The following is a 22,748-nucleotide window of genomic DNA, read 5'->3' as shown; positions in this document are numbered from 1 at the left end:
CCATGCAATACGACGTCACCCTGCGCATCAACTATGCCTACAGCCAGCCGACGATGCACACGCGCAACCTGCTGCGCCTGCTGCCGCGCGACATCCCCGGCCTGCAAAACATCCACGACTGGACCCTCGCGCTGACCCCGCGCCCCTCCGAACAGGTCTGGTTCACCGATTTCTTCCGCAACCCCGTGGCCTCGGCCGTCTGGCACGACCCGATCGAAGAGGTGAAGATCACGCTCGCCTTCCGCGCCGAACGCCACGGAGAGGCGCCGCGCCTCGCTCTGGCCTCTCCGCTGTCGCAGCTGCCGGCCGATCTGGCCGCCTGTCGCGATGCCGGGCCCGAGTCGCCTCTGCATTTCACCGCCTCGTCGCGCCGGGTGCCGATCCTGACCAAGATCAACGCCTTCGCTCGCGACCAGCTGACGCCCGGCATGTCGGCCCGGGACGCCGTTCGCGCCATCGGCCATGCCATCCACGAAGAGATGACCTATTCAGCCGATGCCACGGATGTCGACACGACCGTGGAAGAGGCCTTCGATACACGCGCCGGCGTCTGCCAGGATTTCTCGCATATCATGATCTCGGCCCTGCGCGGGGTCGGCATACCGGCGGCCTATGTCTCGGGCTTCCTGCGGACCTATCCGCCCCCCGGCAAGGAAAAGCTGGTCGGCGTGGACGCAATGCACGCCTGGGTACGCGCCTGGGCGGGGCCGGAAACCGGCTGGGTCGAATTCGATCCGACCAACGACCAGTTCGCCGGCAGCGACTATATCGTCATCGGCTACGGCCGTGATTACGACGACGTGGCCCCGGTCCGCGGATCGATGCGCGGCGCGGGGGATCAGGACAGCGATCAAAGCGTCGACGTCGCGGTGGTGGCCTAGACCGGGAACGGCCCGGGCGTCCCCGGGCCCGTCCCCATCCTGACCAATGGTTTAGGCCACCTTGTTGGGCACCTCGTCCCCGGCGAAATAGGCCTTCAGGTTGTCGACCGCCATCAGCCCCATCTCTTCGCGCACCTCAAGCGACGACGTGCCGAGATGCGGCAGAAGGCTGACGTTCTCCATCGTCAGAAGCGCCGGGCTGACCTTGGGCTCATATTCGTAGACATCCAGCCCCGCACCACCGATCTGGCCCTTCTGAAGCGCCGTGACCAGCGCGGCCTCGTCGACGATATTGCCGCGCGCGATGTTGACCAGGATGGCATGCGACTGCATTGCCCCCAGCACCTTCGCGTCGATCAGGTGCTCGGTCTCGGCCCCGCCGGGGGCGGCGACGATCACCACGTCGGCCTTGGCGGCGACCTCCGCAAGCGGCAGCTGGGTTGCCGGGAAATCCACCGACTTCTGCGACCGGTTGGCATAAAGCACGTCCATCCCGAAACCGAAGTGGCAGCGCCGCGCGATCGCCTGGCCGATCCGGCCCATGCCGACGATGCCGACGGTCTTGCCGGTCAGGTGCAGCCCCAGAAGCTGGGTGGGATGCCAGCCCTCCCATTGCCCGGCGCGGACCATGCGTTCGCCTTCACCCGCGCGGCGCGCGGTCATCAGCATCAGGGTCATGGCGATATCGGCGGTGGCATCGGTCACGGCGCCCGGCGTGTTCGACACCGTCACCCCATGCGCGGCACAGGCGGCCACGTCGATATGATTGTAGCCCACCCCGAAATTCGCGACCATCTTGCAGCGCGGACGCCCGAAATCGGCCAGCAGATCGGCGGTGATGGCATCGCCAAGCGTCACCATCATCCCGTCATAGACGGCAAAGCCCGCGCGCAGTTCGCCCGCAGACATAGGCTTGTTGGAACTGCGCACCTCGATATCGAAAAGCTCTTCCGCAGCGGCCAGGGTGCGGGGCGGCATCGGTCGGCTGATCAGGACACGTTTCAATGCATCCGCCCCCCCGGGGCCACGTCCTGATCCGGTGCGATCAGGACGATCCCGCCAGCGTCATCCGACACGCCAAGCGTCAGGACTTCGGACATGAACGGGCCGATCTGGCGCGGCGGAAAGTTCACCACGGCCATGACCATGCGTCCGATCAGCCCTTCAGGATCATAATGATCGGTGATCTGGGCCGAGGTCTTCTTTTCCCCGATCTCGGGTCCGAAATCGATCCAGAGCTTGATCGCGGGCTTGCGCGCTTCGGGAAAGGGTTCGGCGCGGACGACCTTGCCCGCGCGGATATCGACCTTGAGGAAATCGTCAAAGGTGATCTCAGCCACGGCTCAGCTCCTTCGACCGGTCCGCGGCCGCCTTCACGGCGCGTTTCAGCAGCGCGGGGAAGCCGTCCGTCTCATCCATCAGAACCTCCAAAGCGGCCTGCGTGGTGCCATTTGGGCTGGTGACATTGACGCGCAGCTGGCCCGGGTCCTCGTCGGCCTGTTCCGCCAGATCACCCGCCCCGCCGACTGTCGCCTTGGCCAGCGCCATGGCGAGATCCGCCGGCAGCCCCTCGGCCTCGCCCGCGCGGGCCAGCGTTTCGATCAGGTGGAACACATAGGCGGGGCCAGAGCCCGACACGGCCGTGACCGCATCCATCTGGCCCTCGTTTTCCAGCCGCACGACCTGACCGACCGCCGACAGCAGGTCTTCGGCCATGGCCATGTGATCTTCGGTCACCGCGTCGTTGCCAATGATTGCCGTGATCCCGCGCCCGATGGCGGCGGGAGTGTTGGGCATGGCGCGGATGACCGGGGTGCCGGGGCCGAAGACCTCTTCGAACTTGGCGATCGGCGTGCCGGCGGCGACGGAAATCACCAGCGTCGGACCACCGCCAAGCGCCGCGACCGCGGGCAGCGCATCGCCCATCATCTGCGGCTTGACCGCGATCAGCGCCACGGCAGGCGCATCGGGAAATTCGGCGTTGATATGAACCCCCGCACCGGTCAGCCAGTCCGCGGGATAAGGGTCGCTGACCCAGACACTGGCGGGCGGCAATCCGCCCTTCAGCCAACCGGAGAGCATCGCGCCCCCCATCTTTCCACATCCCATCAGGACCATGCCCTGACGGGCCACAGTGTCCAACATGCCTTGCCTCCTGTCTCGGGGGCGCTTGACGTCCCGCCCCCGTTTCAGGCCAAGACTAGGCGCGCCCGTAGGCCTCTGCAATGGCGACCTGCATTGCGTCGGCAGGGGTCTGCCCGCCCCACAGGTGCAGCTGCATCGCCGGGTAATAGCGTTCGGCCGACCCGACCGCCGCGTTGATCATCGTGTCGATCTGTTCCGGGCTGGCGATCTGTTCGCCCCCGAGGATCAGGCCGTACCGATAGACGCACAGCTTGTGATCGGTCCAGTAGGTGAAGGACCCGGCCCAGCACTGATCGTTGACGAGGTTCAGAAGCTCGTACAATCCCGGCAGCTTGTCTGCGGGCGGTTCCATTTCGAAGGTGCAGACCAGACGCAGGGTCTGATCGTAGTGCGACCATGCCAGGGTCACGGAATAGGTGCGCCACTGACCTTCGACAGCCATTGCGATCTGGTCGTCGCCGATCCGGTCGAAATCCCATTCGTGGTGTTCGGCCAGATGTTCGACGATGTCGATCGGATGAAGCTCTTCGGTCAGAAACTGCTCGCTCAATGCCATTGCGCCACCTCTTTTTGGTTGTAGCGTCAGGGCCGCGAATGCGCCCTAGCGCTAGGTGCCTGCTCTAGGGGCTGGGCGACTTCCCGGTACCCCTACGAAATATGGTGAGGGGCGGGGCACCATGACGCAAGCACTTTGTTGGGGATATCTGCAAGTAGTTGTGGATTAGCCCAAGAACAACCCAAGAATAGCCGCAAGTATCGGAAAAGGTGACAGGGGCATGACAATGACCCGCCAAGGATTGCGCCCATAGCGGGTCTTTTCGATTCGTACCATCGGACAGCAGCAAGCCCGCGCCGGACCGGCACGGGCTTGCTGACATACGAAAACCGAAGGCAGCCCAGACGGACCGCCCAACGCCTTACTTGGGTGCCGCCTTACTTGGCTTCGAGCGCCTCGATCCGGGCCTTCAGCGCCTCGTTTTCCTCGCGCGCCTTCTGGGCCATGGCGCGCACGGCATCGAATTCCTCGCGCGTGACGAAATCGCGGTCGGCGAGCCAGCGGTCGACCATGCCCTTGAAGGCGGTCTCGGCTTCGTCCTTGGCACCCTGGGCGACGCCCATGGCATTGGTCATCAGTTGCGACATGTCGTCGAAGAACTTGGAACGGGTCTGCATTGCGATCTCCCTTCTGGGTTTCCCCCTATATGGGCCGTCGGGACGTCAGTCACAAGGTTGACTTCCCCCCATCCGCGCGGCCAAGTCACGCCATGGTTGCAGCTGTCCTTCCCTTCCCCGAAATCTCGCCCGAGATCTTCTCTGTGTCCCTCTTCGGGATGGAGTTCGCGCTGCGTTGGTACGCACTGGCCTATATCGTCGGCATCCTTCTGGGCTGGCTGGTGGCGCGCACCGCGCTCAAGCGGGTGCGGCTGTGGCAGGACGATCAGCCCCCCATGCAGCAATCCCAGCTAGAGGATCTGCTGACCTGGATCATCCTGGGCGTGGTGCTGGGCGGACGGCTGGGGTTCGTGCTGTTCTACCAGCCGGACTATTACCTCGCCAATCCTCTCGAGATCCCGATGATCTGGCAGGGCGGCATGTCGTTCCACGGCGGGTTCCTTGGCGTGATCGCGGCGACATGGGTCTGGTGCCATCGCAACGCCGTGCCCAAACTGCCGACCGCCGATTTGCTGGCGCTGGCCACGCCCGCGGGCATCATGCTGGGCCGCATCGCCAATTTCATCAATGCCGAGCTTTGGGGCCGCCCCTCGGAGGCGCCCTGGGCGGTGGTCTTCCCCGGTCAGTCCGCGCTTTGCGACGGCCTGCCCTGCGCCCGCCATCCGTCCCAGCTTTACGAGGCGGGGCTTGAGGGGCTGGTGCTGGGGCTGCTTCTTCTCTGGCTGGCCTTTGCCAAGGGCGCGCTGAGGAAACCCGGCCTGATCTCGGGGCTCTTCTTCGCGGGCTACGGCGTGGCGCGGTTCATCGTCGAATTCTTCCGTCTGGCCGATGCGCAGTTCATCACCGCCGACAATCCCTATGGACACGTTATGCGTGTGACCGATACGCTCGGGATCACCATGGGACAGGTGCTTTCGCTGCCGATGATCCTGATCGGCCTAATCCTCATCGCGGCGGGGCGCCGGAGCTGGCGATGACCCCGCTGGCAGACAGACTGCTGGCGCAGATCGCCACCACGGGGCCGATGACCCTGGCCGACTTCATGCAGACCTGCCTGCTGGACCCGGAGCACGGCTATTACACGACCCGAACCCCGTTCGGTGTGAAGGGCGACTTCGTCACCGCGCCCGAAATTTCCCAGATGTTCGGAGAGATGATCGGCCTGGCGCTGGCGCAAAGCTGGCTTGACCAGGGCTCGCCCACCCCCTTCACCCTGGCCGAGGCCGGTCCGGGGCGCGGCACGATGATGGCAGACATCCTGCGCGTGACCCGTGGCATCCACGGATTTCACGACGCCATGCGGCTGGTGCTGATCGAAGCCGCGCCGACCCTGCGCGCGCTGCAGGCCGATGCGCTGCCTGATCACCACCCCGCCTGGATCGCCACGGTCGAGGATCTGCCGAAGCGGCCGCTCTGGTTCGTGGCCAATGAATTTTTCGATGCCCTGCCGATCCGCCAGTTCCAGCGGGCGGGCGACGGCTGGGCCGAAACCGTCGTGACCCGATACGACGACGGTCTGGGGTTTGCCCGCGCGGCGCCGACTCCGGTGCGCGCGCTGGAACACCGGCTGGCAGACACGACCGAAGGCGACATCGTTGAACTTTGCACCGCCGCGCAGCCGATCGCGGCCACCGTCGGCCAGCGGATCGCAGCACACGGCGGCGCCGCGCTGATCATCGACTATGGCGACGCACGGTCCCTGGGCGACACGTTTCAGGCCGTGCAGAACCACGGCTATGTCAATCCGCTGGAAACCCCCGGTCAGGCCGACCTGACCGCGCATGTCGATTTTGAAAAGCTCGCCCGCGCGGCGCTTCCGGCCGTGGCGGCGCCGCTGACCACGCAGGGCGAATTCCTGGAACGCCTGGGCATCACCGACCGGGCCCAGGCGCTGGCTGCCCGACTGAGTGAAGATGCGCTTGACCGGCACGTCGCCGCACATCGCCGCTTGACCCACCCCGAGGAAATGGGGACGCTCTTCAAGATTCTAGCCCTCACGCCACCCGGCATGCCGCGGGTGCCGGGAACATGAAGACTGACGGGCGCACAGCTGAATGACACTGGAAATCATCACCTCTCCCCTTCTGGAGCCTTTCCGCCATGGGTTCTTCACCCGGCGCGGGGGGGCGTCCTCGGGCATCTTCGCGGGGCTGAACTGCGGCCCCGGGTCGTCGGACCAGACCGAGATCGTCGAAATCAACCGCGCCCGGGTCGCCATGGCCATGGGGGTCGAGGAGTCGCACCTGATCACGGTGAACCAGGTCCATTCGGCAACCGCCGTGCCCCTGACGGCCCCGTTGGCCGATCGCCCGGCCGCTGACGCCATCGTCACCGCGACCCCCGGCCTGGCCCTTGCGATCCTGACCGCCGATTGCCAGCCTGTCCTTTTCGCGGACGCCGAGGCGCGCGTTGTCGGCGCCGCGCATGCCGGCTGGCGTGGGGCGCTGGATGGCGTGCTTGAGGCCACCATCGAAGGGATGGAGGCCCTGGGCGCCACCCGGGCCAACATCCGCGCGGTGGTCGGCCCCTCCATCAGCCAGCGCGCCTACGAGGTCGGTCCCGAATTCCTGGACCGGTTCCTGGCGGAAGATCCGGACAACGCCCGCTTCTTTGCCGGAGGCGACAGTGACCGCGTGCACTTCGATCTGCCGTCTTACGGGCTGTACCGGCTGCGCGAGGCCGGGGTGGGCGACGCCGTATGGACGCGCCACTGCACCTATTCGGACCCGGACCGCTTCTATTCCTTCCGTCGCACCACACATGCGGGCGAAGCCGACTATGGCCGCCTTATTTCGGTGATCCGCGTCTGAGCGCCCGGTTTTCGCCGCGATTGTTTCCGGAAACATTGTAAAAACTGTTACCGGCGCCGATTTGAGCGCCAGAAAAGACACTTAAACTTTCTTCAAATCGCCCTTATTCGCCGCGACCCCGCCGCAAAGGCAGGGGATAGTCAGCATACCAACACGTTGCGGTATGTGCAGACCGGAAAGGACGAAACGATGAATGCCAAGCAGAAGCGCTGGATCAAATCCGTGGTTCAGACCGCCCGCACCACCGAGGTCAAGCTTCCCTACCAGCGCGGTCAACGCGCCGACGTGGCCGCACGGCTGCGGGCGGCTGCAAAACGACGCGCGGCCTGACCAGACAGAATACGGCGCCTTCGTGCCTGTGGCGCCGTTGGCGGTGGCTTTCATCCCCGTGGCCACCGCAAGGGGAGAGGTTGCACCTGCTCGCGCAGCCTCTCCCTCCCTCTTACCGGGCCCGAATTGACTGGTGACATCAACCATCGATTCGGACCCGGACACCGGCAAATGTGGCCGGATTTTCCCCGACATCGCGAACAATCGCCCGCCCGGCCCCGCCATTGCCCGCCCCTGTGCGCCAATCGGTGACGATCTTTGACAAGTGACCCGGCAAGACGGCAGATTTTCCTCATCTGATCCACAGAGTCTCGTCTCGTGTTGTCGGTGGGGGCCGACGCAGATGTGACGCCGCAAGAGGTGTTACGATGTCCGGTCCTTTCTCGCCCGCCCGGGGCGATTATTCGTCCTTTTCCCCTTCCAGCCAGTCGCTGCCGACGATGCGGCGCTATCTGACAAGCTACCTCTCGCCCGAGGGGCACGTCTGCTATGACGACGTCCGCGCGCCCAACACGCCGGAATTCCAATGCGCCTTCAACGCCTTGGCCCACGGATCCCTGATCGCCACCACCGAAGGCGAAGTCGCGATCGAAGACCTGCGTCCGGGGATGCAGGTCATCACGGCAGAACACGGGCCGCAGCCAGTGCTCTGGATCGGGTCGATGGCCCATAACCCGGACCCGAACGGCGCGCGGTTCCTGACCCGTGTCACCGCCGACCGATTTGCCGCCGGCGCCCCGCCGATGGACCTGCTTTGCGGCCCCGGGGCCCGCCTGTTGCACCGCCCCGCCGGTCTGCGCAGCGCCGCCGAGGCCAAGCCGGTCTTCACCCCTCTGCGCGATTTCGTGGACGGGGACAGCGTGATCGCCATCGCGCCGCGCATGGCTGTTGAGACCTACCACATCGCGCTGAAGCGGCACGCGACGATCCGGGTCGGCGGGCTGGATCTGGAAACCTTCCATCCCGGCATGACGGTGCTGGACCAGATGGGCGTGAACACGCGCGACCTGTTCATCTCGATGTTCCCGCACATCCGCCGGGCCACGGATTTCGGCCCCCTCGCCCATCCGCGCGTCACGCTTCGGTCGATCGAAGACGCCGCCGCCTGAGCCATCTTGCACCAACGAAAAGGCGCCCGCCCCGCAAGGGACAGGCGCCTTTTCCCGACGGCCACAGGGATCGGCTCAGGCCGTCCGGCTTAGCCGTTCTTCAAGAATATCAAAGGGAACGCCGGGATCGTCCTTGGCGCAACGGATGACGAGAGAGGTCTTCACGCTCGCCACGTTTTCGGCCGAGGTCAGCTGGCCGGTCAGAAAGCTTTGAAAGGTCGACAGGTCGGGCGCCACGCACTTCAGGATAAAGTCCACCTCGCCGTTCAGCATGTGGCATTCGCGGACCAGCGGCCAGTCCTTGCAGCGGGCCTCGAAGGCCGAAAGATCCGCCTCGGCCTGGCTGACCAGCCCGACCATGGCAAAGACCTGCACCTCGAAGCCCAGCTCGCGACTGTCGACCTGCGCGTGATATCCCTTGATATAGCCGGCCTCTTCCAGCGTGCGCACGCGGCGCAGGCACGGCGGAGCCGAGATGCCGACACGCTTTGCCAATTCGACATTGGTCATGCGCCCGTCGGCCTGCAGTTCAGCCAGAATCTTGCGATCAATCGCGTCCAGACGGGTGCCCGCCATATTCGCCTCCTGATTTTGCGTTTGTTATAGCAGCACCTACAGAACGCGCAATAATGTTTCGCGTTGAGGTAATATCCGAACAGTCAGCCCTGCACCATTCGCAACACGCCGTCCCGGTTGCAGCCCTCTGCCACGGCGCTTACATAGGCGCAACATCCGTCATGGAGAAACCGACATGTCCGACACGCGCCACACCAAGGTCCTGATCATTGGCTCCGGCCCCGCGGGATATACCGCCGGCGTCTACGCCAGCCGTGCCATGCTGAACCCGATCCTCGTCCAGGGCATCGAACCCGGCGGCCAGCTGACCACCACGACCGAGGTCGAGAACTGGCCCGGCGACACCGAGGTCCAGGGCCCCGACCTGATGGTGCGCATGGAAGCCCACGCCAAGGCCATGGGTTGCGAGATCATCGGCGACATCATCACCGATCTCGACCTGTCGAACCGTCCCTTCACCGCCAAGGGCGACAGCGGCACGACCTACACCGCCGACGCCGTGATCCTGGCGACGGGCGCGCGCGCCAAGTGGCTGGGGCTCGAGTCCGAAGAGGCCTTCAAGGGCTTTGGCGTTTCGGCCTGCGCGACCTGCGACGGCTTCTTCTACCGCGGGCAAGAGATCGTGGTGATCGGCGGCGGCAACACCGCCGTGGAAGAGGCGCTGTTCCTGACCAACTTTGCGTCGAAGGTCACGCTGATCCACCGCCGCGACGAGCTGCGCGCCGAGAAGATCCTGATCGACCGGCTGATGAAGAACCCCAAGATCGAACCGCTGTGGCATCACGTGCTGGAGGAGGTCGTGGGCCAGGACAACCCCAAGGGCGTCGAGGCCGTGAAGGTCAAACATGTCGACACCGGCGAGATCACAGAGATCCCGGCCAAGGGCGTCTTCGTCGCCATCGGCCACGCCCCGGCTTCCGAGCTGGTGAAAGACCAGCTGGAGCTGCACAACGGCGGCTACGTGAAAGTCAAACCCGGCTCGACCGAAACATCGATCCCCGGTGTCTTCGCAGCGGGCGACCTGACCGATCACAAGTACCGCCAGGCGGTGACCTCGGCCGGGATGGGCTGCATGGCTGCGCTGGACGCGGAACATTTCCTTGCCGCACAGGGCGACGTCGAGGTCGCCCCCGAAGCGCCGGTGGCCAGCGTCAGCTGATCCCGCCGGGTCGGCTGAAATCAAACCACGGCGGCAGGCCTGCCCTGCCCCCGTGACATTCCCCGCCCCATGACGCAGGCTGCACGCGCGATGCAGGCGACGGGGGCGCGGAAAAATGACACGACAGTTCAAACGCTTCGGCGTGCTTGCCCCCGTGCTGCGGGGGCTTGTCCTTTGCGGGCTGGCGCTGATGCTGTCGGCATCCGTCGCGACCGCAAAGCCGACCGTGACCGCCGGCATGCCCGGTGCCCTGCCCGTTGACGGCACCCTGACCCCGGACGGCATCAAGCTGCACTGGACGGAGGCCGAGCCGAAGTTCGCCGGCAGTGTCGAGGTCAGCCGCCGGGTGCTGGGCACCTCAGGCACCGCCACCTGGCAGGTCATTGCCCCCAACCTCGGGCCGGTGCAGGCCTATCTCGACCGCGCCGCAACCCCCGGCACCGCCTGGGAATACCGGGTCAGGCGCATGGGCCGCGACGTGATCGACCAGGGCTACTGGACCGGGGGACGCGATGTCGCCCAGCCCGATCATCGCGGGTTGGCGGTGCTGGTGGTCGAAGCTGACGTGCAAGAGCCGCTCGCCGCCGACATCGCCCGCTTTGTCGATGATCTGACCGGCGATGGCTGGCGCGTGGTGCGCGTCAGCTCCACCGCCGACCGCAACCCGCCTGCGGCCATCCGACTGATCGACGCGCTGGAAATCCGCAACGACATCCGCGAAGCCCGCCGCGCCCACCCCGACGGCGATCTCTCGGTGATCCTTCTGGGCAACGTGCCTCTTGTCTTCAGCGGCAAGGTCGCGCCGGACGGTCATGACCATGAACCCCATGCGACCGACCTGTTCTATGTCGATCTCGATGGTCGCTGGCCCTCGACCGGCGAAGGCCTTCTGATCCCCGGCGAAATCCCCGATGGCAGGATCGACGGCGCCATTGGCCGGATCGATTTCTCGAACATGGGCGCGCCCGATCGCGCGACCGAGGTCGGCTGGCTTGGCGCCTACCTGCAGCGCAATCACGACTGGCGTAAGGGCAAGACGGACGTCCCACTTCGCGCCTATGCGGGGTCAGTCGGCCACCTGTTCATCGAACGACGCGGCGTCGCCAATATCACCGGCCCCGCCGCGATCACCGAAGGCGGCCATGCTGACAAGGGACAGGAGGGGCGCTGGCTCTTCGGCGTCGATTTCGGCCCCTGGCGCGGCGATGACTATTTCGAAGCGTTCCAGGCCGGGCCGGTCTTTGCCATCAACTTCGGCAGCCACAAGCAGAAGATCGGCCGTTATCGCAATCCGATGAACGGGCTGATGACCCCGCCGAACCAAGCCCTGGCCGTCGCCTGGGGCGCCCGCCCGGCGTGGCGGTTGCACGGGATGGCCATGGGCGAAACCATCGGTGCCGCGCAGGTGCGGACCATCAACAACGGCCCCTCCGAGCCACGCGTGCTGGCCAGCACCGACTATCTGCCGACAGGGTCCTACCCCTTCGTGCACCCGATCTGGGGCAACCTGCTGGGCGACCCGACCCTGACCGCCTATCCCATCCAGCCGGTCACAGGGGTGACGGTCGCCCGCACCGACGGCGGCACGCGGATTTCGTGGACGCCCAGCCCCCAGCCCGGCGCCACCTACCGCGTCTATCGCATTGCCGCGGACGGGCGCGCAACGTTGCTGGACGAAACCGACGGCGCAACGGTTAACGTGCTTGATCCTGACGGCGCTGCCCCGCGCTACATGGTGCGTGCCGTGGCCCCGATCGAGGTTCCCGCGGGACGTCTGATCGTCCTGTCGGCCGGACAATTTGCCGATACTCCGACCAGCCCCTGACAGTCCGTCGTGGCACGGCCGGTAATTGTCGAACCAAAATAAATTGCCATCCAAAACAATACCCTGCCGGTCCACCCGCTATTTCCAAAAGGAAATTTTTCGGTCCGAAAGGATTGACCCTGACGCAGAACTGCGTCTACGGTCGCGCACGTTTTGACCCAAAGTCCATAGGATTTCAGATGATTCTCACCAACGCCTTCCGGGCGGCTGCCTGCACGTTTGCGCTGCCTCTACTAGCCACCCACGCATGGGCCGATACGACCTCCGTTACCGGCGATAGCGCGGCCTTCAGCACCTACCAACCCTCTCTCGCCCTGACGCCGCTGATCCGCACGGGCGGCGCGTCCCACAATCTCGGCGACGTCTCTTGGACGGCGGGCAACTTTGCCCCCGAGGGGCATATGATCGCCGATGGCCAGTTGTTGCAGATCAGCAATCACACGGCGCTTTTTACAGCTATCGGATCCACCTTCGGCGGCGACGGACGCCATACCTTCCGCCTGCCAGACCTGGCCGGCCGCGCAGTCGTCGGGGCCGAGGCGCGCAATGTCGGTGTCCTGCAGGGCAACCCGACCGCATCACTGACCGTGGCCAACCTGCCAAGCCATGATCACACAATCCCAGCCACCTCCCTGACGTTCGACGCCGCGACCGGTGAAACGGGCGGCGGAGCACCCGTCGACATCGCCATGCCAAGCGTCTCCATGGCCGCCGAGATCCATTTGACGGGTGACTATCCGAACCGCGGCGGAGGAGGATCGCCGACCGGAAACGACACGATCGGAAAGGTCAGCTTTTCTGCCGCGCCCAATGAATACGGTCAATACGGAGGCGACGTCGAGGCCAACGGATCTGCCCTGACCGTCAGCAGCGCGACGGAGCTGTTCAGTACCATCGGCACCACCTACGGCGGCGATGCGAGAACCGCGTTCTATCTGCCTGACCTCACCGGTCGTGTCGCCGTCGGTACGGGCACGGGACCGGAGCTGGGCGAGGTAGAGCTGGGCCAGACGTTCGGGGACGATGACGGTGCGGTCACGCTGAGCGAAGGCAATCTGCCTGCACACAATCACACCGTCGCGGGAACGGACCCGGCAGATGACGTCGACACCGGCAATACCGGATCCGCCACCGCCTTCGAAAACACCCAGGCCAGCTTTGGCCTGACCTATCTGATCAACGTGGCCGGTGGAATTCCGGAGCGCGATCGCGCGCAAGGCGACCCGGGCAACGTGTCTGTCTTGGGTGAAATCGCGCTCTTTGCCGGGGATTACGCGCCGACCGGCTGGTTCAAGGCCGAAGGCCAGATGTTGGACGTCCAGACCCATCTGTCCCTGTTCAACGTCATCGGCGACCGCTTTGGCGGCGACGGGCGTTCGACCTTTGCCCTACCGGACCTGCGTGGCCGCACGGCCATTGGCGCGGGCAACAGTGAATGGGGCCAGGAGTTTACACTCGGCCAGCAGTTCGGCAGCGAAACAACGACGCTGACTGCGCTGAACCTCGCGTCGCACGATCACAGCTTTGACGCTGCGCCTGCAAACACGCCCCCGGCAGTCCCCCTGCCCGCCCCGGCACTGTTGCTGGGCGCATCCCTGGCAAGCTTTGCCACGCTGCGGCGGCGCCGGACCGCGAATTGACCCTAGCCCACTCACGGTAGACCACGGGGCCGCGCGAACAGAATTCGCGCGGCCTTCGCTAAAGGTGAATAACGTGATCGCTTTGCCGCCAAATCGAAGCAACAGTCCTTTTCTTGAACGCCCGCCTTGCGTGGTGGCAGTGATCCGGCCTAGGTCGCGCACAATAGTGTAACCGCTGGCATGAAGGCCCGCAGACAACCCGCTGCGAGAATTGACCCCGATGCAGAACAACCTTGCCCCTATCCCCGAACTCTTTGTCTCCTACGACAGCGCCCAGAAGCTGAAGGTCGAGGCCGCCGATCTGACCAGCTGGGATCTTTCCCCGCGCCAGATCTGCGATCTGGAACTGCTGATGAACGGCGGCTTCAACCCGCTCAAGGGCTTCCTGACGGAAGAGGACTACAACAGCGTCGTCGACACCATGCGGCTGGCGGACGGCACGCTCTGGCCGATGCCCATCACGCTGGACGTGTCCGAGAAATTCGCGGACAGCATCGAAATCGGTCAGGACATCGCCCTGCGTGATCAGGAAGGTGTGATCCTCGGCACCATGACCGTCACCGACCGTTGGGAGCCGAACAAGGCGAAGGAAGCCGAAAAGGTCTTCGGCGCCGACGACCAGGCCCACCCGGCCGTCAACTACCTGCACAACACGGCCGGAAAGATCTACCTCGGCGGCCCGGTCACCGGCATCCAGCAGCCGGTACACTATGATTTCCGTGCCCGTCGCGACACGCCCAATGAACTGCGCGCCTATTTCCGCAAGCTCGGCTGGCGCAAGGTCGTGGCCTTCCAGACCCGCAATCCGCTGCACCGCGCGCACCAGGAACTGACCTTCCGTGCCGCCAAGGAAGCGCAGGCCAACCTGCTGATCCACCCCGTGGTCGGCATGACCAAGCCGGGCGACGTCGACCACTTCACCCGCGTGCGCTGCTACGAGGCCGTGCTGGACAAATACCCGGGTTCGACCACCGCGATGTCGCTTCTGCCGCTTGCCATGCGCATGGCCGGCCCGCGCGAGGCCGTCTGGCACGGGCTGATCCGCAAGAACTACGGCTGCACGCACTTCATCGTCGGCCGCGACCACGCGGGCCCCGGCTCGAATTCGCAGGGCGAGGATTTCTACGGCCCCTATGACGCGCAGGACCTGTTCAAGGAACACGAAGCGGAAATGGGCATCGAAATGGTCCCGTTCAAACACATGGTCTATGTGCAGGAACGCGCCCAGTACGAACCGAACGACGAAATCCTCGACAAGGACGACGTGACGATCCTGAACATCTCGGGCACGGAACTGCGCCGCCGCCTGGCCGAGGGCCTTGAGATCCCCGAGTGGTTCTCTTTCCCCGAGGTCGTGTCGGAACTGCGCAAGACGCGTCCGCCGCGGGCCAAGCAGGGCTTTACCGTCTTCTTCACCGGCTTCTCAGGATCCGGCAAGTCGACCATCGCCAACGCCCTGATGGTCAAGCTGATGGAGATGGGCGGCCGCCCCGTCACCCTTCTGGATGGTGACATCGTGCGGAAGAACCTCAGCTCGGAACTGGGCTTTTCCAAGGAACATCGCGATCTGAACATCCGCCGCATCGGCTATGTCGCGTCGGAAATCACCAAGAACGGCGGCATCGCCATCTGTGCCCCGATCGCGCCCTACGCCACGACAAGACGCGCCGTGCGCGAGGATGTCGAACAGTTCGGTGCCTTCATCGAGGTCCATGTCGCGACCACGATCGAGGAATGCGAACGCCGCGACCGCAAGGGCCTCTACAAGCTGGCGCGTGAAGGCAAGATCAAGGAGTTCACCGGGATTTCCGACCCCTACGACGTGCCGGAAAACCCGGAACTGCGGGTCGAGACCGAAGGCCACGACGTGGACAATTGCGCACACCAGGTGATCCTGAAGCTGGAAAGCCTCGGACTGATCGCCGCGCACTGACCGATTAAATCAATGCAAAAAGGCCCCGGAGATCCTCCGGGGCCTTTTTCATTGGGCCGTCAGGACGCGACGCGTCTCAAAGGCTATCCCGCAGCGCCTCTGCCGTGCGCAGGTGCAGGTTGGCAAACCGCGCCGCACTGTCCCGCAGCGCCTCGAGCCCCGGCCGCCGCGCCTCGTAGTCGCTTGCGGACAGCCTCTCAAGCGCATCGCGGATCTCGCCTTCGCTGTCGCAGATCACGAAAGAAGAGGTGTCGAAATAGTCGCCGATGTTCGGACAGCCCCAGTAGATCGGCACCGTCAGGCAGAGGATCGCGTCGACCAGTTTTTCGGTGAAATAGTCAGGCTCGCGCGAGTTTTCGATCACCACCGAATAGCGGTAGGGCGCCAGGCCGTCGGATTTGCGGTCGAAGGGGGCATAACCACCTCCCATCACGTCCACATCCAGCCCGCGTGCCTTCACATGGTCGGCAATCGAATGACGCACCTCGTGGCCTGCCTGCGACCGTTTGGCCGAGGCAATCAGCGAACAGGCCTTGGACTTGCGCAGGTCAAGATCGCGCCAGTCCGGCACCCAGGTCGTGCCGAAGGGCACGAAGACCCCGTTCGGAATGTGATCGACCAGGTCGCGGTCGTGGCTGAACACGCGGAAGAACCGCCGCCAGGTGACGCGCAGCAGCTTTCGGTGGTCATTGTGGATGACACGCGGTTCCTGCACCATCATCGACAGCCGCGCCTTGAGCCCAAACAGCGGCCGGACGTGCAACGCGGGACGCGGATAGACGATCAGGTGATCGGTCTTTTCCATCGCGCGCAACGGCCGCCCGCGCAACCGGTCGGGCTGGCCCAAAGGCCAGTCCAGCTTGTCGCAACTCAGATCGAGATACCCTGCCCCGAAGCGCAGCCCGTAAGGCATGATGGCAATGGCAGGATCATGGGTCATGGGCTGTCCGGTTCTACTTGGTCAGCCCTGAGTAATCCGGCCACCACCCGTGGGCAATGGCCGATCCGGTCAGCGACCGGTCAGTGCACCGTCACCGGTGCCATGTCGTTCTGGCGTGCCAGCACGAAGGCCATAGCGCGGTCCTTGACCAGCGCCAGCCGTTCGCCCTGCGTGTCGCAGACGGCGTAAAGCTCTTCCAGACCCTCGGCCTGTTCCTGGACCTCTTCCGGCAGGTCCTCGACCCGCACGGCGCGGACATAGACGATCCGCGCGGCCTCATCGGGGTGTTCGAAGTTCGTATCCATACCCTATCCTTTCTTGATGCGGATCGTCTGCACGACCTTTTCGGGCTGAACCCGGGTCAGATCGACATGCAGCAATCCGTTTTCCATCACCGCGTCCCCAACCTCGACACCGTCGGCCAGCACGAAACTGCGCTGGAACTGGCGTGCCGCGATGCCGCGATGCAGGAAATGGCGTCCCTCGCCATCGTCGCCTTGCCGACCACGGATCACCAGCTGGCTGTCTTCCAGGGTGATCGCCAGATCCTCTTCGCGAAACCCGGCCACGGCCAGGGTGATGCGATAGGAATAGTCGGAGGTCTGTTCGATATTGAAGGGCGGATAGCCGTCGTTACCGGCCTTGGCCGAGCGTTCCAGCAGCCTCTCCAGCTGTTCGAACCCCAGCATGTAGGGATGCGCCCCCAGGGTCATCTTCGTCATGACACGTCCTTGATCTTTAAGCGACAGTCGCCGGGGTCCCGTTGTGGCGGCCCCGGTTCATTGAATATGGGCAGTCGACGCGCACCGCGCAAGGCCTTCTCGCGCGGGGGCTTTGCCGTTTGGGGCAAGCGGGGTATATTCAAGGTTCTGCAACCACGAGGGGAATCGCGTCATGAACGCGCGCAGCGACATTTCGATGAAGACCGACGAGGTGCTCCGGGTTGAGCTCGAGGTCTTCCGCCGCGAACATGCCGACCTCGATCAGGCCATCGCCGCCTTGCAGGAACGCTCTACCGCCGATCAGCTGACTTTGCAGCGTTTGAAAAAGCAGAAGCTGCGGCTGAAGGACAAGATCGCACAGATCGAAGACCGACTGCTGCCCGACATCATCGCCTGAAACGCTGACCGCCCAAAGGAAAGGCCCGCGCGATGCACGGGCCTGCGTTGGTCTTATGACTTGGGTCGGCGCGGGGTCTGGAACCCGCCCGGTTTGGGCTTGCCGCCCGGTTTGGCGCCTGGCTTGCCGGCAGGCTTGCCCCCGGGCTTGCCAAAGCTCTTGCCCGCAGGCTTTCCACCGGGTTTGCCGCCGGGTTTGCCAAAAGGCTTGCCGCCCGGCCTGGGCCCGCGTTCCCCGTCACCGCGCGGCTTGCCAAAGCCGCCGGGCCGATCGTCCCGCGCAGGTTTACCGGCAGGTTTGCCCCAGACCTTCTTGGGGTTGCCCGGCGCGGCCTCGGCTGCGGCCCGCGGCTTGCGCGGCGCATCCCCACGGTCGTCCCGCTTCTGGCCATAAGGCTTGCCCTCCCCTTTCGGAGCGAAGGGCTTGCGGTCAGGCCGGGCGCCATCGTCGAACCGCTTGGGACGGTCGTCGTCAAAGCGTTTCTTCGGGCGGTCCTCATCGAACCGTTTCTTCGGACGGTCCTCGTCAAAGCGCTTCTTCGGGCGATCATCATCAAACCGCTTCTTGGGACGATCATCATCAAACCGCTTCTTGGGACGGTCGTCGTCAAAACGCTTCTTCGGGCGGTCCCCATCAAAGTCGCGGGGCTTCGGCCGATCGCCATCGAACTCCCGACGCGGGCGGCGCTCGCCCTCGGGGCGATCCTCGCGATCGCGGCGGGGGCCACGCGGCCCCGACGGTTTGCCACGCGGCGGCAGCGGGGCCAGTACGGGCGCCTCGGCCAGACGGGTTGCGGCAACGCCTTCTTCAAGGATGCCGCCCGGGCCAAGCGCCCCTTCGAAATTGTCGGCCGCCGCTTCGGCGATCTCGACAAAGGTTTCACCCCCCTGCACGCGGATCGCACCGATGGCGGACTTTTCCAGCCGCCCGGACCGCAGGATCAGCGGCAACAGCCAGCGCGCTTCGGCCCGGTCTTCCTGACCGACCGAAAGCGAATACCAGACGCTCGGACCGAAGGGTTCACGTTCCTTCCGGGCAGGCCGCGCATCGGGCGCCGACAGATCCTCGGGCGCGCAGTGACGGTCGCGGTAAAGGCGCAGGAAGGCCACCGCGATGGCCTCGGCCGATTGCGCCTCAAGCAGGCGGGCGGCAAAGGCGGCGTCACCCTCACTCGGCGTATCCTGCCAGGCGGGATCGGCCAGCAGCCGTTCCTCGTCCCGCGCCAGGATGGCGTCTGCACTGGGGGCTTCCACCCACTCGGCCTGCACCTTGGCGAATTTCAACAGACGCTCGGCCTTCTTGACCGACCGCGGCGGCACGATCAGAGCTGACACGCCCTTGCGCCCGGCACGGCCCGTCCGGCCCGAGCGGTGCAGCAGGGTTTCGGAATTCGACGGAAGTTCGGCGTGCACCACCAGCTCAAGCCCCGGCAGGTCGATCCCGCGCGCGGCCACGTCGGTCGCCACGCAGACCCGAGCGCGCCCGTCGCGCATCGCCTGCAACGCATGGCTGCGTTCGGCCTGGCTCAGCTCTCCCGACAGCGACACCACCGAAAAGCCCCGGTTGGAGAAACGCGCGGTCAGCCGGTTCACGGTCGCCCGGGTGTTGGCAAAGACGATGGCGTTTTCCGCTTCGTGGAAGCGCAGCACGTTGATCACCGCGTTTTCCACGTCCTGCTGCGCCACCTGCAGCGCCTGGTAGGCGATGTCCGCATGCTGGCCCTTGTCGGACAGGGTGGTCACGCGCACGGCGTCACGCTGGAACTGTTCGGCCAGCTTGGCGATCATCGGCGGCACCGTGGCCGAGAACATGAGCGTGCGGCGATCTTCGGGCGCCTCGCCCAGCATGAATTCCAGATCCTCGCGGAAGCCCAAATCCAGCATCTCGTCCGCCTCGTCCAGGACGATGGCCTTCAGCCCCGTCATGTCGAGCGATCCGCGCTTGATGTGATCGACCAGACGTCCGGGCGTGCCCACGACGATATGCGCGCCGCGTTCCAGCGCACGGCGTTCATCGCGCATGTCCATGCCGCCCACGCAGGACGTCACGCGCGCCCCGGTCTTGGCGTAGAGCCAGCCAAGCTCACGGCAGACCTGGAAGGCCAGTTCCCGCGTCGGCGCCACGATCAGCGCCAGCGGCGCGGCAACAGGGCCCATCACGTCCGCCCCGCCCAGCAGCGTGCCTGCGATCGCCAGACCGAAGCCCACGGTCTTGCCGGACCCGGTCTGCGCGGACACCAACAGGTCGGCATCCGCATATTCGGGGTTGGTCACGGCGTCCTGGACCGGGGTAAGCGTGTCATATCCGCGCTCGGACAGCGCATCGGCAAGGGTCTGGATCATCTGGAAACCGTCTGTAAGAGGCCGGCACAGCATCGTGGCGCGCCGGGAAAGCGCCCCTCTAGCCTACTCCAGCCCGCCTGTATATGAAAGATTTGCCCCTGTGGCCCCCGGGACACCCCCCATATGCCCCCCCATATGCCCCAAGGACAATTGCACAGATCGCGTAACCCCGTATAACCCCAAGTCTCTAGCGCAAGAGGGACCGACATGGCGGATATCAAGGTAGGCATCATCATGGGCAGCCAGTCCGACTGGCCCACGATGAAAGAGGCGGCGACCATCCTCGAGGAACTTGGCGTGGCCTATGAGACCAGGATCGTCTCGGCGCATCGCACGCCAGACCGGCTCTGGACCTACGGCAAGACCGCGGCGGACCGGGGTCTGCATGTCATCATCGCGGGCGCCGGCGGGGCCGCGCACCTGCCCGGCATGATGGCGTCGAAGACCCGCGTGCCGGTGATCGGCGTGCCAGTTCAGACCCGCGCGCTGTCGGGTGTCGACAGTCTCTACTCCATCGTCCAGATGCCCAAGGGCTTCCCGGTCGCGACCATGGCCATCGGATCTGCCGGGGCAGCCAACGCGGGCCTGATGGCCGCCGGGATCCTCGCGATCAGCGATCCGGCGCTGGCCGAACGCCTCGACATCTGGCGCGAGGCCCTGTCGAACTCCATTCCTGATGAGCCTTCCGATGACTGACATGCTTCCGACCGGGTCCACCATCGGCATCCTTGGTGGCGGCCAGCTGGGCCGGATGCTGTCCGTCGCGGCATCGCGCCTTGGCTTCAAGACCGTCATTTTCGAACCCGGCGGCGACTGTCCCGCATCCCATGTTGCCAACTATCACCTCCAGGCCGAGTACACCGACGACGCCGCCCTGCGCCGCTTCGCCGACAGTGTGGACGTGATTACTTACGAATTCGAAAACATCCCCACCTCTGCTCTGGATATTCTTGAAAAGATCAAACCCATCCGCCCGGGTCGCGAAGCGCTGCGCATCTCGCAGGACCGCCTGACCGAAAAGGATTTCCTGACCGACCTCGGCCTGCAGGTCGCGCCCTATGCCGACATCCCCGACGCCGACGCGATGGACCGCGCGATGGACACGATCGGCGCGCCCTCGATCCTGAAGACCCGCCGCTTCGGCTATGACGGCAAGGGCCAGGCCCGCCTGCGATCGCCCGAGGACGCGGCACGGGCGCTGGCCGAAATGAACGGCGCCCCGGCCGTGCTCGAAGGCTTCGTCGACTTCACCACCGAAGTGTCGATCATCGCCGCGCGTGGCCTCGACGGGTCGGTCGCCTGCTATGACCCGGGCGAAAACGTGCACGAGGGCGGCATCCTGCGCACCACGACCGTCCCCGCCACCCTCCCCGCCTCGGCCCGCACGGACGCTGTGCTGCTGGCCGCCAAAATCCTGAACGCGCTAGATTATGTCGGCGTCATGGGCGTTGAGCTTTTCGTCACCCCCAAGGGCCTGATCGTGAACGAGATCGCCCCGCGCGTGCACAATTCGGGCCACTGGACCCAGAACGGCTGCGTGGTAGACCAGTTCGAACAACACATCCGCGCCGTGGTCGGCTGGCCCCTGGGCGACGGATCACGCCACGCCGACGTGATGATGGAGAACCTGATCGGCGACGACATGGACCGCGTGCCCGAGCTGGTCAAAGAGGCCAGCGTCGCCGTGCATCTGTACGGCAAAGCCGAGGTCAAAGCCGGGCGGAAGATGGGGCATGTGAATAGGGTTGGGTGAAACCTTTGGTCAGTGCTTTTAATTTCGGCCAAAGCCTCGGCGATTAGACTTGCCTCCGTGTGCCAGAAGTAACAAATTGCATTGCGCGAGCAATAAAACGGTTTTTCAGCATGAGCAATGGCGACGAGAAGCAGTGCGAGGTCGTAAGCAACCACCTAAAAGCGAACGGGCTATCCTTCATTGAGGAAGAAATACAAAACGCCACGCGGTACAGATGCAAATCTGGCGCGAACACAGCATCAATTAATGTCTACAACACTGGAAAACTCCATGTAGAGGGTAGAGCTTCCGAGTTAAAGACTTGGTTGGAGGAGCTGAAACGTTCTATCGAAAGAGGAACCGCAGCACCCGGCGCCATACTCCCCGCCGACATTGAGAAGTTTCCTGAGACACTCAAAGAAAGGGTCCCGGAATGTGATGACGTGGTGATATGGTTTTTTCAAGAATCTATGAAGTGCTTCAAGTCAAACAGCCCTGCCGGAGCCGCTTTCATGCTCGGAGCAGCAAGTGAAAAAGCGATCCTTATACTTATTGAGGCCTATACCAACAGCATCAAATTGGACGCGAACCGGGAACGATTTTCGCAACGGACTAACGGCAAAATGATTTCGAAAAAATACGAGGAATTCAAGTCTTCGTACGCAGGCTGCAAGAACAAGCCAACAGATCAAGTGATAACCCAAGACCTAACCCACCTTTTGGACAACGCGTTCAACTATTACAGGTTTTCACGAAATAAGGTTGGACACCCACAGATTATTCCGGACTTAGACAAGGGTGTGATTCTAGCTAACCTAGGGCAGTTCATAACCTACGCAGAAAGAATTTACGCACTCAAACAGTACTTTGAGAACAACGGAGTTGAACTGTGATTGGCAGCTCGCACCTTCCCCAGCTTGTTGCTGGCTCGGACCCACATTTCTTCTGAGTTCCACCGTAATTGCCCACGGAGGCGGACTGATCGAAGCACAAAAAAATCGGGATCTTCGAGAAAAGGCCGACCTCCCGGTCGG

General features: G+C 64.4%; 24 protein-coding genes. 14 read left to right on the top strand and 10 right to left on the bottom strand.

The genetic code is table 11. The annotated features are described in order from the left end of the window. Window positions 1–2 precede the first annotated feature (2 nt). The gene (locus E4S58_RS13990) at window positions 3–881 is read left to right on the top strand and encodes a transglutaminase family protein (RefSeq protein ID WP_136637074.1); all 879 of its coding nucleotides are present in this window, start codon (window positions 3–5) and stop codon (window positions 879–881) included. A gap of 51 nt (window positions 882–932) precedes the next feature. On the opposite strand, the gene E4S58_RS13985 is transcribed toward E4S58_RS13990, so the two are convergent. The 5 genes from E4S58_RS13985 to E4S58_RS13965 all read right to left on the bottom strand — a co-directional run bounded on the left by E4S58_RS13985 (window position 933) and on the right by E4S58_RS13965 (window position 4,199). Then, complete coding sequence (locus E4S58_RS13985) at window positions 933–1,886, bottom strand: 2-hydroxyacid dehydrogenase (protein WP_136637073.1); 954 nt, start codon at window positions 1,884–1,886, stop codon at window positions 933–935. After that, window positions 1,883–2,221 carry a tRNA-binding protein gene (locus E4S58_RS13980; RefSeq protein ID WP_136637072.1) on the bottom strand — a complete coding sequence of 113 codons (339 nt, stop codon included), beginning with the start codon at window positions 2,219–2,221 and terminating at the stop codon, window positions 1,883–1,885. The genes E4S58_RS13985 and E4S58_RS13980 overlap by 4 nt, the downstream gene beginning before the upstream one ends. After that, window positions 2,214–3,026, bottom strand: a complete 813-nt coding sequence (gene proC / locus E4S58_RS13975) for a pyrroline-5-carboxylate reductase (protein WP_136637070.1) — start codon at window positions 3,024–3,026, stop codon at window positions 2,214–2,216. The genes E4S58_RS13980 and proC overlap by 8 nt, the downstream gene beginning before the upstream one ends. A 55-nt stretch (window positions 3,027–3,081) precedes the next feature. Beyond that, the gene (locus tag E4S58_RS13970) at window positions 3,082–3,582 is read right to left on the bottom strand and encodes a type III secretion system chaperone family protein (RefSeq protein WP_136637068.1); all 501 of its coding nucleotides are present in this window, start codon (window positions 3,580–3,582) and stop codon (window positions 3,082–3,084) included. A 377-nt stretch (window positions 3,583–3,959) separates the two neighbouring features. Beyond that, window positions 3,960–4,199 carry an accessory factor UbiK family protein gene (locus E4S58_RS13965; protein ID WP_136637066.1) on the bottom strand — a complete coding sequence of 80 codons (240 nt, stop codon included), beginning with the start codon at window positions 4,197–4,199 and terminating at the stop codon, window positions 3,960–3,962. Between the two features lie 92 nt (window positions 4,200–4,291). Between E4S58_RS13965 and lgt the strand changes: the two genes are divergently transcribed. From lgt to E4S58_RS13945, 5 genes are all read left to right on the top strand, one after another. Then, window positions 4,292–5,176, top strand: a complete 885-nt coding sequence (lgt, locus tag E4S58_RS13960) for a prolipoprotein diacylglyceryl transferase (RefSeq protein WP_136637064.1) — start codon at window positions 4,292–4,294, stop codon at window positions 5,174–5,176. After that, a complete protein-coding gene (locus tag E4S58_RS13955) occupies window positions 5,173–6,231 on the top strand; it encodes a class I SAM-dependent methyltransferase (RefSeq protein ID WP_136637062.1) in 1,059 nt (352 codons plus the stop codon). The genes lgt and E4S58_RS13955 overlap by 4 nt, the downstream gene beginning before the upstream one ends. A gap of 22 nt (window positions 6,232–6,253) precedes the next feature. Then, a complete protein-coding gene (gene pgeF, locus E4S58_RS13950; protein ID WP_136637060.1) occupies window positions 6,254–7,009 on the top strand; it encodes a peptidoglycan editing factor PgeF in 756 nt (251 codons plus the stop codon). A 189-nt stretch (window positions 7,010–7,198) separates the two neighbouring features. Continuing rightward, the gene (locus E4S58_RS17915) at window positions 7,199–7,339 is read left to right on the top strand and encodes a hypothetical protein (RefSeq protein ID WP_169052675.1); all 141 of its coding nucleotides are present in this window, start codon (window positions 7,199–7,201) and stop codon (window positions 7,337–7,339) included. A 368-nt stretch (window positions 7,340–7,707) separates the two neighbouring features. Next, window positions 7,708–8,448, top strand: a complete 741-nt coding sequence (locus E4S58_RS13945; protein ID WP_136637058.1) for a Hint domain-containing protein — start codon at window positions 7,708–7,710, stop codon at window positions 8,446–8,448. A gap of 75 nt (window positions 8,449–8,523) precedes the next feature. Here the strand turns inward: E4S58_RS13945 and E4S58_RS13940 are convergent, their stop codons facing one another. Beyond that, entirely contained in the window at window positions 8,524–9,024 is a 501-nt protein-coding gene (locus E4S58_RS13940) for an Lrp/AsnC family transcriptional regulator (RefSeq protein ID WP_136637056.1), read from the bottom strand. A 175-nt stretch (window positions 9,025–9,199) separates the two neighbouring features. Between E4S58_RS13940 and trxB the strand changes: the two genes are divergently transcribed. The 4 genes from trxB (at window position 9,200) to E4S58_RS13920 (ending at window position 15,581) form a co-directional block, all read left to right on the top strand. Then, on the top strand, window positions 9,200–10,183 hold the full coding sequence (trxB, locus tag E4S58_RS13935; protein ID WP_136637054.1) for a thioredoxin-disulfide reductase: 984 nt from the start codon (window positions 9,200–9,202) through the stop codon (window positions 10,181–10,183). 115 nt (window positions 10,184–10,298) lie between these two features. Further along, window positions 10,299–12,008 (top strand): hypothetical protein, encoded by a 1,710-nt coding sequence (locus E4S58_RS13930; protein ID WP_136637052.1) that lies wholly within the window; start codon window positions 10,299–10,301, stop codon window positions 12,006–12,008. Between the two features lie 179 nt (window positions 12,009–12,187). Next, the gene (locus E4S58_RS13925; RefSeq protein ID WP_169052674.1) at window positions 12,188–13,648 is read left to right on the top strand and encodes a phage tail protein; all 1,461 of its coding nucleotides are present in this window, start codon (window positions 12,188–12,190) and stop codon (window positions 13,646–13,648) included. 220 nt (window positions 13,649–13,868) lie between these two features. Further along, the gene (locus tag E4S58_RS13920; protein WP_136637048.1) at window positions 13,869–15,581 is read left to right on the top strand and encodes a bifunctional sulfate adenylyltransferase/adenylylsulfate kinase; all 1,713 of its coding nucleotides are present in this window, start codon (window positions 13,869–13,871) and stop codon (window positions 15,579–15,581) included. 76 nt (window positions 15,582–15,657) lie between these two features. Here the strand turns inward: E4S58_RS13920 and E4S58_RS13915 are convergent, their stop codons facing one another. The 3 genes from E4S58_RS13915 to E4S58_RS13905 all read right to left on the bottom strand — a co-directional run bounded on the left by E4S58_RS13915 (window position 15,658) and on the right by E4S58_RS13905 (window position 17,243). Next, a complete protein-coding gene (locus E4S58_RS13915) occupies window positions 15,658–16,521 on the bottom strand; it encodes a glycosyltransferase family 10 domain-containing protein (RefSeq protein ID WP_136637046.1) in 864 nt (287 codons plus the stop codon). Between the two features lie 80 nt (window positions 16,522–16,601). Further along, window positions 16,602–16,826: a DUF1150 family protein gene (locus tag E4S58_RS13910; RefSeq protein WP_136637045.1), complete on the bottom strand. Its 225-nt coding sequence runs from the start codon at window positions 16,824–16,826 to the stop codon at window positions 16,602–16,604. A gap of 3 nt (window positions 16,827–16,829) precedes the next feature. Then, window positions 16,830–17,243: an Hsp20 family protein gene (locus E4S58_RS13905; RefSeq protein WP_136637044.1), complete on the bottom strand. Its 414-nt coding sequence runs from the start codon at window positions 17,241–17,243 to the stop codon at window positions 16,830–16,832. Between the two features lie 172 nt (window positions 17,244–17,415). Here E4S58_RS13905 and E4S58_RS13900 point away from each other — a divergent pair, with 172 nt between their 5' ends. After that, on the top strand, window positions 17,416–17,640 hold the full coding sequence (locus E4S58_RS13900) for a YdcH family protein (protein ID WP_136637042.1): 225 nt from the start codon (window positions 17,416–17,418) through the stop codon (window positions 17,638–17,640). Window positions 17,641–17,693: 53 nt separating this feature from the next. Here E4S58_RS13900 and E4S58_RS13895 read toward each other — a convergent pair whose 3' ends face one another. After that, window positions 17,694–19,982, bottom strand: coding sequence for a DEAD/DEAH box helicase (locus E4S58_RS13895; RefSeq protein WP_136637041.1), 2,289 nt, complete (start codon window positions 19,980–19,982; stop codon window positions 17,694–17,696). Between the two features lie 207 nt (window positions 19,983–20,189). On the opposite strand from E4S58_RS13895, the gene purE reads away from it, so the two are divergent. The 3 genes from purE to E4S58_RS13880 all read left to right on the top strand — a co-directional run bounded on the left by purE (window position 20,190) and on the right by E4S58_RS13880 (window position 22,607). Continuing rightward, entirely contained in the window at window positions 20,190–20,678 is a 489-nt protein-coding gene (gene purE / locus E4S58_RS13890) for a 5-(carboxyamino)imidazole ribonucleotide mutase (RefSeq protein WP_136637040.1), read from the top strand. Continuing rightward, window positions 20,671–21,735, top strand: a complete 1,065-nt coding sequence (locus E4S58_RS13885; RefSeq protein ID WP_136637039.1) for a 5-(carboxyamino)imidazole ribonucleotide synthase — start codon at window positions 20,671–20,673, stop codon at window positions 21,733–21,735. Before purE ends, E4S58_RS13885 begins: the two co-directional genes overlap by 8 nt. Before the next feature lie 110 nt (window positions 21,736–21,845). Further along, window positions 21,846–22,607, top strand: coding sequence for a hypothetical protein (locus E4S58_RS13880; protein ID WP_136637038.1), 762 nt, complete (start codon window positions 21,846–21,848; stop codon window positions 22,605–22,607). The last annotated feature ends 141 nt before the right edge of the window (window positions 22,608–22,748 follow it).

This window comes from Pseudooceanicola onchidii (assembly GCF_004959925.1).
In the GTDB taxonomy this organism is placed as follows: domain Bacteria; phylum Pseudomonadota; class Alphaproteobacteria; order Rhodobacterales; family Rhodobacteraceae; genus Pseudooceanicola; species Pseudooceanicola onchidii.
This window is presented reverse-complemented; position numbering and strand designations above follow the sequence as displayed.

Excerpts from the sequence above, each read along its gene's own strand:
- E4S58_RS13990 (WP_136637074.1), top strand. The coding sequence starts at position 3 with ATGCAATACGACGTCACCCTGCGCATCAACTATGCCTACAGCCAGCCG.
- proC (WP_136637070.1), bottom strand. The coding sequence starts at position 3,026 with ATGTTGGACACTGTGGCCCGTCAGGGCATGGTCCTGATGGGATGTGGA.
- E4S58_RS13970 (WP_136637068.1), bottom strand. The coding sequence starts at position 3,582 with ATGGCATTGAGCGAGCAGTTTCTGACCGAAGAGCTTCATCCGATCGAC.
- E4S58_RS13965 (WP_136637066.1), bottom strand. The coding sequence starts at position 4,199 with ATGCAGACCCGTTCCAAGTTCTTCGACGACATGTCGCAACTGATGACC.
- lgt (WP_136637064.1), top strand. The coding sequence starts at position 4,292 with ATGGTTGCAGCTGTCCTTCCCTTCCCCGAAATCTCGCCCGAGATCTTC.
- E4S58_RS13955 (WP_136637062.1), top strand. The coding sequence starts at position 5,173 with ATGACCCCGCTGGCAGACAGACTGCTGGCGCAGATCGCCACCACGGGG.
- pgeF (WP_136637060.1), top strand. The coding sequence starts at position 6,254 with ATGACACTGGAAATCATCACCTCTCCCCTTCTGGAGCCTTTCCGCCAT.
- E4S58_RS17915 (WP_169052675.1), top strand. The coding sequence starts at position 7,199 with ATGAATGCCAAGCAGAAGCGCTGGATCAAATCCGTGGTTCAGACCGCC.
- E4S58_RS13945 (WP_136637058.1), top strand. The coding sequence starts at position 7,708 with ATGTCCGGTCCTTTCTCGCCCGCCCGGGGCGATTATTCGTCCTTTTCC.
- E4S58_RS13940 (WP_136637056.1), bottom strand. The coding sequence starts at position 9,024 with ATGGCGGGCACCCGTCTGGACGCGATTGATCGCAAGATTCTGGCTGAA.
- trxB (WP_136637054.1), top strand. The coding sequence starts at position 9,200 with ATGTCCGACACGCGCCACACCAAGGTCCTGATCATTGGCTCCGGCCCC.
- E4S58_RS13930 (WP_136637052.1), top strand. The coding sequence starts at position 10,299 with ATGACACGACAGTTCAAACGCTTCGGCGTGCTTGCCCCCGTGCTGCGG.
- E4S58_RS13925 (WP_169052674.1), top strand. The coding sequence starts at position 12,188 with ATGATTCTCACCAACGCCTTCCGGGCGGCTGCCTGCACGTTTGCGCTG.
- E4S58_RS13920 (WP_136637048.1), top strand. The coding sequence starts at position 13,869 with ATGCAGAACAACCTTGCCCCTATCCCCGAACTCTTTGTCTCCTACGAC.
- E4S58_RS13915 (WP_136637046.1), bottom strand. The coding sequence starts at position 16,521 with ATGACCCATGATCCTGCCATTGCCATCATGCCTTACGGGCTGCGCTTC.
- E4S58_RS13910 (WP_136637045.1), bottom strand. The coding sequence starts at position 16,826 with ATGGATACGAACTTCGAACACCCCGATGAGGCCGCGCGGATCGTCTAT.
- E4S58_RS13905 (WP_136637044.1), bottom strand. The coding sequence starts at position 17,243 with ATGACGAAGATGACCCTGGGGGCGCATCCCTACATGCTGGGGTTCGAA.
- E4S58_RS13900 (WP_136637042.1), top strand. The coding sequence starts at position 17,416 with ATGAACGCGCGCAGCGACATTTCGATGAAGACCGACGAGGTGCTCCGG.
- E4S58_RS13895 (WP_136637041.1), bottom strand. The coding sequence starts at position 19,982 with ATGATCCAGACCCTTGCCGATGCGCTGTCCGAGCGCGGATATGACACG.
- purE (WP_136637040.1), top strand. The coding sequence starts at position 20,190 with ATGGCGGATATCAAGGTAGGCATCATCATGGGCAGCCAGTCCGACTGG.
- E4S58_RS13885 (WP_136637039.1), top strand. The coding sequence starts at position 20,671 with ATGACTGACATGCTTCCGACCGGGTCCACCATCGGCATCCTTGGTGGC.
- E4S58_RS13880 (WP_136637038.1), top strand. The coding sequence starts at position 21,846 with ATGAGCAATGGCGACGAGAAGCAGTGCGAGGTCGTAAGCAACCACCTA.